Origin of the sequence: Ancylothrix sp. D3o (assembly GCF_025370775.1) — a bacterium.
Taxonomy (GTDB): Bacteria; Cyanobacteriota; Cyanobacteriia; order Cyanobacteriales; family Oscillatoriaceae; genus Ancylothrix.
The window spans coordinates 492041-505631 of record NZ_JAMXEX010000001.1 but is presented as its reverse complement, the minus strand read 5'-3'; the positions used below and the strand labels follow the sequence as shown (position 1 = coordinate 505631).

11 protein-coding genes are annotated in these 13591 nt (G+C 45.2%); 2 read left to right on the top strand and 9 right to left on the bottom strand.

Going from position 1 to position 13591, the window contains the following annotated elements; all coding sequences use genetic code 11:
• Positions 1-9: 9 nt before the first annotated feature.
• The 5 genes from NG798_RS02175 to trmD all read right to left on the bottom strand — a co-directional run bounded on the left by NG798_RS02175 (position 10) and on the right by trmD (position 6627).
• A complete protein-coding gene (locus tag NG798_RS02175) occupies positions 10-1797 on the bottom strand; it encodes an ABC transporter substrate-binding protein (RefSeq protein WP_375338942.1) in 1788 nt (595 codons plus the stop codon).
• A 131-nt stretch (positions 1798-1928) separates the two neighbouring features.
• Positions 1929-3704 carry an ABC transporter substrate-binding protein gene (locus tag NG798_RS02170; RefSeq protein WP_261220154.1) on the bottom strand — a complete coding sequence of 592 codons (1776 nt, stop codon included), beginning with the start codon at positions 3702-3704 and terminating at the stop codon, positions 1929-1931.
• A gap of 44 nt (positions 3705-3748) precedes the next feature.
• Positions 3749-4231 carry a 2-C-methyl-D-erythritol 2,4-cyclodiphosphate synthase gene (gene ispF / locus NG798_RS02165; protein WP_261220153.1) on the bottom strand — a complete coding sequence of 161 codons (483 nt, stop codon included), beginning with the start codon at positions 4229-4231 and terminating at the stop codon, positions 3749-3751.
• 274 nt (positions 4232-4505) lie between these two features.
• On the bottom strand, positions 4506-5840 hold the full coding sequence (locus NG798_RS02160; protein WP_261220152.1) for a DUF1517 domain-containing protein: 1335 nt from the start codon (positions 5838-5840) through the stop codon (positions 4506-4508).
• 112 nt (positions 5841-5952) lie between these two features.
• Positions 5953-6627 carry a tRNA (guanosine(37)-N1)-methyltransferase TrmD gene (trmD, locus tag NG798_RS02155; RefSeq protein WP_261220151.1) on the bottom strand — a complete coding sequence of 225 codons (675 nt, stop codon included), beginning with the start codon at positions 6625-6627 and terminating at the stop codon, positions 5953-5955.
• 428 nt (positions 6628-7055) lie between these two features.
• Between trmD and NG798_RS02150 the strand changes: the two genes are divergently transcribed.
• Both NG798_RS02150 and cphA read left to right on the top strand, forming a co-directional pair.
• On the top strand, positions 7056-7913 hold the full coding sequence (locus NG798_RS02150; RefSeq protein WP_261220150.1) for a cyanophycinase: 858 nt from the start codon (positions 7056-7058) through the stop codon (positions 7911-7913).
• A 160-nt stretch (positions 7914-8073) separates the two neighbouring features.
• Positions 8074-10758, top strand: coding sequence for a cyanophycin synthetase (cphA, locus tag NG798_RS02145; RefSeq protein WP_261220149.1), 2685 nt, complete (start codon positions 8074-8076; stop codon positions 10756-10758).
• Between the two features lie 61 nt (positions 10759-10819).
• Here cphA and tatA read toward each other — a convergent pair whose 3' ends face one another.
• From tatA to NG798_RS02125, 4 genes are all read right to left on the bottom strand, one after another.
• Positions 10820-11002 (bottom strand): twin-arginine translocase TatA/TatE family subunit, encoded by a 183-nt coding sequence (tatA, locus tag NG798_RS02140; RefSeq protein ID WP_261220148.1) that lies wholly within the window; start codon positions 11000-11002, stop codon positions 10820-10822.
• Between the two features lie 93 nt (positions 11003-11095).
• Positions 11096-11638, bottom strand: a complete 543-nt coding sequence (locus NG798_RS02135; RefSeq protein ID WP_261220147.1) for a Tfp pilus assembly protein FimT/FimU — start codon at positions 11636-11638, stop codon at positions 11096-11098.
• A gap of 106 nt (positions 11639-11744) precedes the next feature.
• Complete coding sequence (locus NG798_RS02130; protein WP_261220146.1) at positions 11745-12326, bottom strand: Tfp pilus assembly protein FimT/FimU; 582 nt, start codon at positions 12324-12326, stop codon at positions 11745-11747.
• A 7-nt stretch (positions 12327-12333) separates the two neighbouring features.
• Positions 12334-13506 (bottom strand): prepilin-type N-terminal cleavage/methylation domain-containing protein, encoded by a 1173-nt coding sequence (locus NG798_RS02125; protein ID WP_261220145.1) that lies wholly within the window; start codon positions 13504-13506, stop codon positions 12334-12336.
• Positions 13507-13591 lie beyond the last annotated feature (85 nt).

Here is a 13591-nt window from a genome sequence, read left to right as displayed (position 1 = left end):
TATAGCGGGTTATTGGGGGTTATTGGAGATTTTTAGGTTATAGATATTCCAAAATGCTCCTCCCAAGGAGGAATATTTTACGCCTTCAATATTGTTGCGAATTGCTGTCATTGAATAAGGATTTACTAGATAAATCATTGGCAGATATTCTTGGGTTAATTGTTGTGTTTCGGCATAAATGGCTTTTCTTTTTGCTTCATCAAATTCTTGTGATCCTTGAATATACAAATCTTCAATTTTTTGCTCCCAAGGGGCAATTTCTCTGCCTTCTATACCTTGATCAGCCAGCGGTTTTTGATTAAAGCTATGCAAACCCCCATCTGTCAGCCACACATTCGCGCCGGTGTGGGGTTCAATTCCGCCGGTGAATCCTAACAAATAACACTCCCAATCAAGCGTATTTGTCAGCTTATCCACAACGCTATTAAAAGCCATTGGGTTAAAATCAACTTGTATGCCAATTTTACTCAAATTTTGTTTAATTTGTGCCCCCATTCCTACACGAGTTTGGTTTTCTGCATTCGTAATCAGCGTAAAACGAACACGGTTGCCCGCTTTATCAAATAACTCGCCTTTTTCATTATATTTGAAACCGGCCTGCCTCAATAACTCCTTCGACTTTTCAACATTATAATTATAAAGTTTTAAGCCTTCTTTTGGAGAAATATAATAAGGGCTTTGCACCGAAATCGGCGAATTTTGCAACTCACCTAACCCCCTTAAACTATTATTTATGATCGTTTGCCGGTCAATTCCATAAGCAATCGCCTGTCTAAATTCAACAGTATTAAACCAACCCGACTTAACCGGATCAACCAAAAATTTCCCATCTCTACGTCCCTTATTTAAATTAAAAGCAATAAATGTTGTCCCCGGACGCGGGCCCGCCGTATAAATTCTAAAATTGCCTCGTTTTTCTTCTCTTTTTAATAGCGGAAAATCTTCCGGTCGCATCCTTCCCCAGCCATCTGTTGTATCTAAATCTTGTGAACGAAAACGCAAAAGTTGCGTATCCATATTATCGGTAATTTGCCAAATAATTCTCTCAATCTTTGGCAATTGATTTCCCTTTTCATCCTTGCGCCAGTAATAGGGATTTCGCCGAAATACCAACCGCTGACTCGTTAAATAACTTTCCATCTTATAAGGGCCATTCACCACAATTTTATCTGGATCAGTATCCACCGCCCAAGTTGATAAAAATTGCAGTTTTCCCTCCGCATTTTTAGTTTTAATCGACTTTTCAAGAGCGTGTTTTGGTAAAATAGCCACCCCATCAGAAGCCGGCCCTGTTGTTGTGCGAAAAAACGGCGAAAAAGCTTCAGGAAACCTAAACTCCACCCTGCGCCTATCTAGCTTCTTCACCGCCGGAAATAAACCTCGTTTACCCACCTTTAAACTATCTCTCGCATCCGTTGGAATCTCTTTATTAAAAACCACATCATTGTAAGTAAACACCACATCATCCGCCGTCAGCGGTTGACCATCCGACCATTTCAAATTTTCTCTCAAAGTAAAAACAATGCGCTTTTTGTCCTTAGAAACTTCCCAAGATTCCGCTAAAGCAGGCTCAATTTTTCCTGTAACGCTATTTTCACTTGTTAACCCTTCATAAGTAATCAAAAACACATTAGGAAATTCTTGCACCAACGCCCAATTAAACGTTTTTGGGTCACTTAAAATAGCCGTTACCAATTGCGAACCCCTAGCAGTCGGCTGTTTTAAAAAAGACCCGCTGCACCCCGACAAACCTATCACCAAAAAAACTAAAATTACTAAAAACAACCCTAGGGGCAATACCCCTGGTTTCCCCTGAGCCTGTCGAAGGGTGGTTGTCCCCTTCTTATTACCCCAAAAATGCAACCGTAGGGGCAATACCCCTAAAGTTGCCCCCTTTCTAGCCCCCCAATTTTTCAGCACCTATTTGTTTACTCCTCTTCCGCAATTTTAAGCTCATATAAATTCCAAAAAGCCCCACCTAAAGCAGAAAAATTCAGCCCTTGAACACGATCCCTCACAGCCTCCATAGACAGAGGATTTACTAAATAAATAAACGGCAAATTTTCTTGAGTAATGCGCTGAGATTCCTGGTAAATTTTCTTGCGTTTTGCCTCATCTAATTCGCTCGCACCCTGGATATAAAGCCGTTCAATTTCCAACTCCCAATCATTCGCTTTCCAACCCGTTAAAGGCGGTTCTCCAGGCTGCTCTGCCAAATTAAAAGCGTGCAAACCGCCCTTCGTTGTCCAAGTATTTGCCCCACTATTCGGCTCAACTCCACCACCGCCTATTTTGCCAATATAACTATCCCATGTCCGCTCATTATACACCTTATTAATCATCGTATTAAACGCAATCGCACTAAAATCAACTTGAATGCCAATTGCCCCCAAATCTTGTTTAATTTGAGCCCCAATTGCCTCCCTTAACTTATTCCCAGCATTCGTCAACATTTCAAACCTAACTCGATTTCCTTGCTCATCAAAAAGCTCCCCATTCGCGTTATATTTAAACCCAGCTTTTTGCAGCAACTCCTTCGCCTTTTGGGGGTTATAATCATAAACTTTCAGCCCTTGTTCCGGCGCTAAATAATAAGGACTTTGCTTATAAATTGGCGAATTTTGCTCCTCTCCTAACCCCCGAAACAAATTATTTAACATCTTGCGGCGATCAATCGCATGAGCCACCGCCTGCCGAAATTCCAACGTATTAAACCAACGAGACTTTACCGGATCAACCAAATTTTCACCCTTAGAGTTTTTCGCCCGGTTTAAATTAAAAACCACAAAGGTTGTACTCATTTCCGGGCCACCCGAATAAATCTTAAACTGCCCCCTTTCTTCCTCCTTTTTCATCAAAGAAAAATAGTCAGGCGTAATGCCAACCGTATCTAAACTTCCCGACCGAAACTGTAAAAAAGATGTATCCGTATTTTCAACAATTTGCCAAACAATTCGCTCGATATAAGGTTGAGGTTTTCCCGCCGCATCCTTACGCCAATAATAGGGATTACGCCGAAAAATTACCCGCTGACTTGTTTGGTACTCCTCCAAAGCATACATCCCATTGCCGACAATTTTTTTCGGATCTGTATCCGTTCCCCAAAAAGTTAATAACTTAATATTTCCATTCGCATCTGTCGTTTCGACAGCCTCTTGTAAAGCGTGTTTTGGCAAAATTGCTAACCCGCCGGTATAACGCAAAAAAGGTGCAAACGGTTCAGGTACCGTAAACTCAACCCGGCGACTATCAACTTTTCTTACACCAGGCAACCTGCGCTCTTTTCCGATTTTCAAAATATCTCTAACATCCGTCGGAACTTTCTCATTAAAATAAATTTTTTCGTAAGTAAAAACTACATCATCAACAGTCAGCGGTTCCCCATCCGACCACTTAAGATTATCCCGCAAAGTAAACACAATTCGTCTCTTATCTGGGGCAATTTCCCAAGACTCCGCCAACCCCGGCTCAAGCTCACCAGTTAAGCCATTTTCTGTAATCAAACCCTCATAAATGTAACCAAAAACATTAGGCGACTCTTGAGAAAGCGGATAATTAAAAGTCTTCGGATCACTCAGCACTGCATCAACTAACTGCGGTACTTGTGAAGCCTCCGATTTTAAACTAATTCCATTACATCCGCCCAGAGAAACCGCCACCAAAAAAGCCAACAAAAAAGCCAACCATCGCCGTTTATTTAACATCACATTATCCCCAATTTTTATATATTTTTCCTTTGTTTCAATTCCTACTTTTCCCTCGTCAACAAAGCCACCGCATAAGCAGAAATTCCCTCCTCTCTTCCCTCTGGCCCTAACTTTTCATTCGTCGTCGCTTTCACCCCAACTTGCTCCGCTTCCACCCCTAAAATTCCCGCAATTTTATCCCGCATCGCGCCAATATGCGGCTTTAATTTCGGACGTTCCGCCACCACCACCGCATCAATATTACTAACCTGCCATCCCCGCCCAATAATTAAATTATTCACCTGAGAAAGCAACATCAAACTATCAGCACCGGCCCATTTTTCATCCGAGGGGGGGAAATAATGACCAATATCGCCTAAACTCAAAGCGCCCAACATAGCATCCATAATCGCATGAGTCAAAACATCCGCATCGCTATGCCCTAACAAACCTAAAGAATGCTCAATTTCTACCCCACCTAAAATCAACCGGCGCCCCTCCACAAGCCGGTGGATATCATAGCCATTACCAATCCGAATATTCATTCTTTTTGTCCTGAGTCAATTGTCATTTGTCAATTTTCCTTTCTCACTGCTTTTTTGTCAATTATTCGCCCTCCTTTATCTTTATAAGTAAGTCAACTTAATTAAACTCTGGGTGTAATGTAGGATGGGTAGAGGAACGAAACCCAACACTCTCCAGGCTTTGATGGGTTTTGCTTACGCTCTACCCATCCTACAAATAATTAAGTGCTTCTACTTATCTTCACCAAACCCACCCCATACCCATGACCAATGACAAATGACCAATGACCAATGACTAAATCTGAATCATATCCGCATATTCCGTCAGCAACTCATCATACGTCAGAGTATCGGTTGCTTCTTGCGGACTCCACAGCAACTCAAACACAAACAAATAATCCGAAGTTATTCCCGCCAACCTCGTCAAAACAGCGCGCAAATGTTCAGCGGAATAAATCTTATCAAACAGCGGTTTATCATCCGCCGTTCCTACCAAAAAAGTCACCACAATATAAGCCGCCGGCCCCTCATCACCATCCACCGGCGCCGGTGAACGTCTCTGTACATAACCTCCCACATTAGACAAGGTTTCTGCACTAAAATTACTGCGTTCTTTAATAGAAAACTGCTCAAAAACTTGTTGCGCCTCTTCCCGACTCTTCACCGTTTGGGAAGTGCATAAAACATGACTCCAATATTCAGGAGAACGCAACAAAGCTAAAGCCGATTCTTGCAAAAATTGTGTTAACCCTTCCGCTGTTTCCAAATCGGAATTTACCGCCAAATCAGATAACTCGGCTTGAATGTGACGCGCCTCTGCAAGCAATGCGACTTGTAACTTAGTCACCGTCACAATATCATTGTCTAATTCTGATTGCGGTGAATGTCTATTTTTCTTCGATAAAATCATCCAAGCAATCAATAAAATTCCACCACAAATCAACAAAAACAATAAAAAGCTCCACAACCCCCCATTATTTGACGACCGGCCCGAACGATAATCGCCACCGGCTGGATAGGAAGGAGGCACCGGCTGAGCAACCGACCCACCGGAAGGATAATAAGGCGTTTGAGCCGGCACCGGTTGCGAAGGATAATAAGGCGGTTGAGCCGGATAAGGATAATAACGCGGTTGAGGTTGCGGCACCGGCACCGGCACAATCACCGTCGTCCCCCCACCACTCGGATAACGCGGCGGATTATAAGGATATGGCTGAGATGGCGGATAATTTGGACTGTAACCGCCTCCCCGACTTGGATAATTCGGCACCGGCACCGGCGTCACCGTTGGCCGTCTATCCCAGTCACCTCCTCTAGCCCGTCCGCCCGTATTTCCCGAAGATCGTGGTGGCGCACTTGGAGCGCTATCTCTTGGCGGATTATAACTAGAACCAGCCGGTCTGCTAGGAGAATAACCCGATGAACTGCCACTCGAACGAGAGGGACTTGAAGAAGGCCGGTTAGAACTTGGTCGGGAAAAAGAACCCCCCCGCGACCTCCCCCCCCCGCTTCTCGCCTCTGCCACACTTAGCTGCAACCATTTCCCCCCATTTCTAGGTGCAAAAAAACCGATATCCCCCAGCACTAAAAAACAAACAACCGCAGCCGACAAAAACTTTAACTTAAACATCGCTACAAAACCAACTCTTCATAGATCAATACTAATTCTCAATTTCCGATTCCCAATTCTGGCCCTGGCAATCCCTAATTTTGCTTTTCCAATGACAAATGACAAATGACAATTAACCATCCAACAAATCAGGCCGGCGGAGGCGAGTTCGTTCAAGTTGCTGCTGATAACGCCAGCGCTCAATTTCCCCATGATTTCCCGAAAGCAAAACATCCGGCACTTTCAACCCTCGGAACACCGGCGGACGAGTATAGTGCGGATAATCTAACAAACCATTTTCAAAACTCTCATACTTTAAAGAATCCGCCTTACCTACGGTTCCCGGCAGCAAACGAACCACCCCATTAATTAAAGTCAGGGCCGGAATTTCACCTCCCGTTAAAACAAAATCTCCCAAAGACACCTCACGAGACACCAAACTCATCACCCGCTCATCCACTCCCTCATAATGACCACAAAGCAAAACAAGCTGGTCAAAATTCTCTGCGAGATCCCGAAACATCCCCTGCTGCATCCGCTCTCCCTGGGGTGTTAAATAAATCACCTCTCGCCGGCCCACCATCGGCACCGACTCCATCGCGGCAAAAATCGGTTCCGGTTTTAGAACCATCCCTACCCCACCCCCATAGGGCTCATCATCCACACGCCGATGTTTATCTGTGGCAAATTCACGGGGATTAGTTAAAAAAATTTCGGCAATTTTCTTACTTAAAGCCTTTGCCAATAACCCAGACTCTAAAGGCGATTTAAAGAAATCTGGAAACAATGTAAGGACATCAAATCTCATAAAAATTTACGCAATAAACACTACACATCAAAGCCAACCAAGGCAAAAAGAACACCACACTTAACATTTAAAATCTAAAACGTAGAATCTTAGCACACCGGCCCCCTATCCCTGGAAATGTTAAGAAATGCCTAATAAAACCAACCCCAGCCCCATCCATAACCGCCCCATAAAAAACTAGCATTTTAAGCCCAACAAACTTACCCCACAAGCATTAGAGCAGCAAAGGCTGTGCAAAAAAACAAAAAATAGAAACACAAGAAATACGCGATATCGCCAAAAGATTATGAGACAATTAAAAGCCAGCCTGCGTTTACTACTGTGCCAGCAGATAAGCCAGACTGGTGAATTAAACTTCATATTCAAGCAATTTTATAGATCGTGGGAACCAAAGCCGGTCGCCCACAAGCCTGCTAACAAGCGATGTCATGCTGCAATTAGAATCTCAACCGATAGAACCCAGGATGCCCCAACCAACCAAATCAGCCATCATGGTGATTGGCGGAGCAGAAGACAAAGTACACGGACGCGAAATCCTACATACGTTTTTTACTCGCGCCGGCGCTGCGGATGCCCAAATAGCAATTATCCCCTGCGCCTCCCGCGAACCCGCCGCCATAGGTCAGCGCTATACTGCTATTTTTGAAGAAATGGGCGCAAAAGCCATACAGGTACTCGACATCCGCGAACGCTCCCAAGGCGAAGACCCCATCTGGCAAGACTACCTAGAAGCGGCAACCGGCGTTTTTATGACCGGCGGCGATCAACTGCGCCTTTGTTCCCTCCTTGCAGACACCCCTTTAATGGAAAAAATTCGCCTGCAAGTCCAACTCGGACAAATCGTTCTTGCCGGTACCAGCGCCGGTGCCGCAGTCATGGGCCATCACATGATCGCCGGTGGCGGTAGTGGCGAATCTCCTAACCGTTCCCTCGTTGATATGGCAACCGGCCTCGGCATCATTCCCGAAGTCATTGTTGACCAACACTTCCAAAATCGCAACCGGATGGCTCGTCTCCTCTCCGCTGTTGCCTCTCACCCGGATAGAATGGGCATCGGTATCGATGAAGACACCTGTGCAATGTTTGAACGAGACGGCCTGATCTCTGTTATCGGCAAAGGCACCGTCACCATCATCGACACGAGCGAAATGTCTCACACTAATTACCCCTACGTCGAAGCTACAGACCCCCTGAGCTTGTTTAACCTCCGCCTTCACCTTTTGTGTCACGGCGACTGTTACGACCGGCCCAATCGAAAAATAGTTCACCCCCCCCGGCAGTCTTAGCAACCCTGCTTTTGATTGGGGGACTTTAGTGCCGTTATCTCCCAGTCCCTCATCCCCATAAAATGTTCACTATGAACAGTTTGCGGAGGGGAGCCGCCATGAAACTAGATTAGTTAAGCCTATTGCACGCCATACGCATCGCACACTCAAGGGAAAGGTTATGAAAATACTTAAAATCCTGACGTTACGCGGCCCCAATTACTGGAGCATCCGCCGGCATAAGTTAATTATTATGCGTCTTGATTTGGAAAATTTGGCAAACTCACCGACAAATCAAATACCCGGCTTTTATGAAGGCTTAATCGAATCTCTCCCCAGTATAGTTGAACACTTCTGCTCGCCTGGGTGTCGCGGCGGCTTCCTGCAACGGGTGCACGAAGGCACCATGATGGGTCATGTCGTTGAGCACGTTGCCCTGGCTTTACAAGAGTTGGCAGGGATGGATGTGGGTTTTGGTCGCACCCGCGAAACTTCTACGCCTGGCACCTATCAAGTTGTGTTTGAATATCTCGATGAACAAGCGGGCCGGTATGCAGCGCGTGCAGCGGTTCGTCTTTGTCAAAGTATTGTTGATACCGGCCACTACTCAGTGTCGGAAGTTGAGCAAGATATCCAAGACCTTAAGGAACTTTGGGCCGAGGCTGCTTTAGGGCCAAGTACGGAAACAATTGTTAAAGAAGCGGAAATTCGAGGCATTCCCTGGATGCCCCTCAGCGCTCGCTCGATGATTCAGTTGGGCTATGGTTCTTACGGCAAGCGCATTCAAGCTACTCTGACTAATTTTACCGGCATCCTAGGGGTGGAGTTGGCTTGCGATAAGGAAGGTACAAAAACTATTCTCCGCAGTGCGGGTGTGCCGGTGCCTCGCGGAACGGTAATTCGCTATTTGGATGAGTTGGAAGATGCTATCTCTGATGTCGGCGGTTTCCCGATTGTCCTTAAACCGCTTGACGGCAATCATGGGCGTGGCATTACTATCAATATTAATGACCTTAAACAGGCTGAAGATGCTTATGATATGGCTTCGGCTGCTTCTAAAACTCGCTCGGTGATTGTGGAACGCTACTATACTGGCCGTGACCACCGGGTTTTGGTGGTGAATGGTAAATTGGTGGCGGTGGCGGAACGGGTGCCGGCTCACGTCATCGGTAATGGCAAATCAACTATACAAGAATTAATAGAAGAAACTAACCGTGATCCGAACCGAGGCGACGGTCATGCTAATGTTCTTACCAAAATAGTTGTAGACCGCACCTCTGAGCAATTACTGCAACAAAAAGGCTATACCCTCGAAACAATTTTGCCTCATGGGGAAGTTTTTTATCTCCGCGCAACGGCCAACCTCAGCACCGGCGGCATAGCTATCGACCGCACTGATGAAATTCACCCGGAAAATATCTGGATTGCTCAGCGGGTTGCTAAAATTATTGGCCTTGATATTTGTGGGTTGGATATAGTAACTTCTGACATTTCTCTTCCGCTGCGGGAAACCAACGGGGTGATCGTTGAGGTGAATGCTGCACCGGGTTTCCGGATGCACGTTTGTCCTAGTAAGGGTTTGCCTCGCAATGTGGCTGGGCCGGTTTTGGAGATGCTTTTCCCCCCCGGAACTCCTCACCGTGTGCCGATTTTGGCTGTCACCGGCACGAATGGTAAAACTACTACGACTCGTTTACTGGCCCATATTTACCGTCAAACCGGCCAAGTTGTGGGCTATACGACAACGGATGGTACTTATATTGGCGATTATTTGGTGGAAAAAGGCGATAACACCGGCCCTCAATCTGCTCAATTAATTTTGCAAGACCCGACGGTTCAAGTGGCTGTTTTGGAAACGGCGCGAGGCGGTATTTTGCGGTCGGGTTTGGCTTTTGACCATTGTGATGTTGGGGTGGTTTTGAATGTTTCCGCTGACCATTTGGGTCTGGGGGATATTGATACTATTGAGCAAATGTCAAATGTGAAGGCGGTTTTGGCGGAGGCTGTGGCACCGGCCGGTTATGCGATCCTCAATGCTGATGACCCGCTGGTATCACAAATGGCTAAAAAAGTCAAGGGTCAAATTGCTTATTTTTCGATGAATCCGAATAACAGTTTGATTCAGGAACATATTCATAAAAATGGCTTGGCGGCTGTTTATGAAAATGGGTATTTATCGATTTTGAAGGGCGACTGGACGCTGCGTATTGAAAAGGCGGAAAATGTGCCTTTGACGTTGAAGGGAATGGCGCCTTTTCAAATTGCGAATTGTTTAGCTGCTTGTTTGGCTGCTTATTCGCAAGGGGTGCAAATTGAGTATATCCGTGCTGCTTTGGCTTCGTTTACTTCGAGTGCGGCGCAAACACCGGGGCGGATGAATTTGTTTGATTTGGGCAAGTTTCATGTTTTGGTGGATTATGCCCATAATGCGGCCAGTTATGAGGCTGTGGGGGGTTTTGTCCGCAATTGGCCCGGTGAAAAAATTGGCGTTGTTGGAGGGCCAGGGGATCGCCGTGATGAGGATTTTGTGGCTTTAGGGAAGTTGGCGGCGGAGATTTTTGACCGCGTGGTTGTGAAAGAGGATGATGATACACGGGGTCGTCCGCGTGGTGATGCGGCGCGGTTGATTTGTGAGGGAATTGTGGCGACTAAACCTGATTGCCGGTATGAGTCGATTTTGAATGAAACGGAGGCGGTGAATAAAACGCTGGATTCTGCACCGGCGGGTAGTTTGGTGGTGATTTTGCCGGAAACGGTGAGTCGTGCTATTGGTTGGATTGAGGCGCGGAGTCCGGTGGGGGAAAATACGGTTTCTGTTGCTGTCAGTCCGCAGAATGTCTCGGTGCCGGTGGTTAATAAGGCTTGAGGCGGGTATATACCTGCTTTTGTAGGGGCAATCCCCCTGTGGTTGCCCTCTACCTACAGGATTAATTATTGTTATCGTCTGGTTTTTCTGAGGATTCGTTATCAGGGGGGTTTTGCAATTCGTCTTTAAATCCTCGCATGGTTTTCCCCAAACTTTTACCAAGTTCGGGGATTTTTTTGGGGCCGAAAATAAGTAGGGCTACACCGGCAATTATCGCAACTTCAGGCCATCCCAAACCAAACATAATTATTTTCTATTTTTTACTAGGGAGATTGAGTTTATTTTACCTGTTAGATAGAGCCGGTTTGTTTTTGGTTTGGTTATGTTTGCTGGTTAGTTAGCGCAAACACCGGCTATCTTCAGCCGTCCGAACAGCACCAATTAAGGTGGAAATGAAAACGCAGCGTTTATTTTGTCCGCTTGTGTTAGAGAGGGTGATTCTTCCGAGTTGTCCGTTAGGATGACCTTTATGGTTAAATTGAATTCGCCAAGCGTTAATAGATGCTTGGCGAAATAATGTTGTATTTTGTGTGTCGATAATTACCCCAGGTTCGTTAATTAAATTCCAATTTGTGGGGGTTGTTGTGGCGGGATGAAGAGAGGCTTCGATTCTGTCTGCACTTTGTTGTCGAAAGCTTGCTTGCCAGGTGGTTTTTGTTTGGGTGGCGGTGCTTTGGGCTTCTCGAATTGTGTGAAAAATTCTATCGTGAGCCCCATTAACTCTGAGCCGGTTTAGCCATCCTAAATAACTTATTGTGCCTATGGTTGCTAAGATGCTGGCAATAATTACGGCGGCTAGAATTTCTACTAAGCTGTAGCCGCCTGTTGTGTTATTTAGTTGTTGCACCCGTTGTTTTTGCCCAAAATTCCCTGATGGCATCGCTCAGTTTTTCTGGCCGGTTTCTAATTTATGTATAAAATACTAGAAAAGGGCCGGTGTGTCAAGGGTTTTTGTGGCTAGATACCACTTTTTTTAGATCCAGTTCTTAATTTCCACAACTTCCATCACCTTCAGAACGAGTCGCCCCTAAAAGCGTCACTACTTCAACACAACGTCTTGGCATAGTACCTTTATAAGAAATTGTGATTCGTGCCGGTAAAGGATTAGGAGCTTCCTCTCTGACCACATTGCCCTTATTATCAAATCGAATATACCAATAAGGAGGATTCCCAGGCTGCTGTCTAAAATTTGTAAAAGTTCTGTCAGTGTCTATTTGAACTCCAGGTTCATCAATTGAAGTCCACCGTGTAGGAGTAACGCTGCCTGGATGAATTGCCATTTGAATATTTAAATCACCCGCTTGCGGGTCTTGTTTAAAGCTAACTTGCCAAGGAATTGCCTGCTGTCTAGCGCGAGTTTGTCCTTCTCTAATTGCAATTAAGACCTTATCTTGAACACCATTAACTCGCACCCGGTTTGCCCAACTTTGTAAACTAAAAACACTTATGGCTGCCAGAATGCTAACCATTACCACAACAACGATAACTTCTATCAAAGTAAAACCGGCTGTAGATTTAGCCAAACGCTGCTGACGTTTTTTTCTTAAAACAAAATGTAATAATCTCATAGTCTTTTCACTGTGTAGAAGACGGGTTTCTCGCAAACACACCACGAGTTTGTACTTGAGCAGTTACTTGGGGTAAATAAGCAGTATTACGGTTATCTGGCAAACCGGCTCTCCTCACAGCATTACCCCGAATTAAAACAATTACATCTTGCGTTTGACCGCTTGCTGGCCTTCTAACGCAAGTATAAAAACTTGTACTTAGTACGTTGGTGCCATTATTAGGAACATCTGGTCGTTTTGGATAAGTAAGACTGTAAGTTAATTGACTGCGATCAGTGGGGTAAGGAGTTATCGGTTCAGGACACTCCTGTACTCCTGGTAAGCTTGTAATCCTGTCTTGAAACGCTACATCTGTTTCCCAATCCACCAAATCAACCAAAATTTGCTCATTATAGGTTGGCCTTACTGTTGCCCTATTCTCGAAAGTATTTTCAGACGCATTCACAGCAAACGGCCAACTACCAAAAGTAACGCCCCCATTTGTCGGGTCAACATAACCGGGTGTTTGTCTTAGCGTATTCAACGGAGCAGTTACAGCTGCCTGATATTGGCGCAGTTCATAACGCCAAATTCTCGCCGGGCCAAGCCATCTTTCAGTGTTTCCAGTGTTTCCCGATGTATCCGAGCGCATCCCATAAACAACCAAAGTATAACTGCTACGATTTAACAACAAAGAGTAGCATTCTTCACGGTTAGGCTGCGGTGGCGGTGTAGGCGGCAAAGGAGACTGAGGAAAACCTTCACATTGCTGTCCGCTTGGTAACTGTTCCCAGGTATTGGTAGCGTTCAATACATAGGGAACGCGCTCTATTTTCCAAAATGCCAAAACTGGTGTCACTCCACTCGGAAACTGCAAGTGATTACTCAACCCCGGACAATAATCTGAGTCTCTTGGTTGACCGCGAACCGTTGTCCCTAAACATTCTCCTTCATACACATAAATCGCTTCTTTAAGCTCGCTAGACATATAATCTAGGGCAAAACTCATATCTTGCTGGGTTTGAGTCAAGGCCAATTCTTTACGGTCGGTTTCTGATAGTTGCACCACAAACCACAAGATCCCTGAAACAACGATAAACCCAAGTGCAATAGACACTAATAATTCAATTAATGTAAATCCCCGATTCCTTCTTTTATACCGACTATAACTGTCTTTATAGCCTTTTTTTCTAGTTTTCATGCTACGCCCCTTATTTTATGGTTAGTGAAAATATGATTGTGGGTTGAGCAAAATTAAACAATAGTTTGTTTTCTTGATAAGTTGT

Coding starts and splice junctions, on each gene's coding strand:
- NG798_RS02130 (WP_261220146.1), bottom strand. CDS start 12,326: ATGAGATTATTACATTTTGTTTTAAGAAAAAAACGTCAGCAGCGTTTG.
- NG798_RS02135 (WP_261220147.1), bottom strand. CDS start 11,638: ATGCCATCAGGGAATTTTGGGCAAAAACAACGGGTGCAACAACTAAAT.
- NG798_RS02125 (WP_261220145.1), bottom strand. CDS start 13,506: ATGAAAACTAGAAAAAAAGGCTATAAAGACAGTTATAGTCGGTATAAA.
- NG798_RS02170 (WP_261220154.1), bottom strand. CDS start 3,704: ATGTTAAATAAACGGCGATGGTTGGCTTTTTTGTTGGCTTTTTTGGTG.
- trmD (WP_261220151.1), bottom strand. CDS start 6,627: ATGAGATTTGATGTCCTTACATTGTTTCCAGATTTCTTTAAATCGCCT.
- tatA (WP_261220148.1), bottom strand. CDS start 11,002: ATGTTTGGTTTGGGATGGCCTGAAGTTGCGATAATTGCCGGTGTAGCC.
- ispF (WP_261220153.1), bottom strand. CDS start 4,231: ATGAATATTCGGATTGGTAATGGCTATGATATCCACCGGCTTGTGGAG.
- cphA (WP_261220149.1), top strand. CDS start 8,074: ATGAAAATACTTAAAATCCTGACGTTACGCGGCCCCAATTACTGGAGC.
- NG798_RS02150 (WP_261220150.1), top strand. CDS start 7,056: ATGCTGCAATTAGAATCTCAACCGATAGAACCCAGGATGCCCCAACCA.
- NG798_RS02160 (WP_261220152.1), bottom strand. CDS start 5,840: ATGTTTAAGTTAAAGTTTTTGTCGGCTGCGGTTGTTTGTTTTTTAGTG.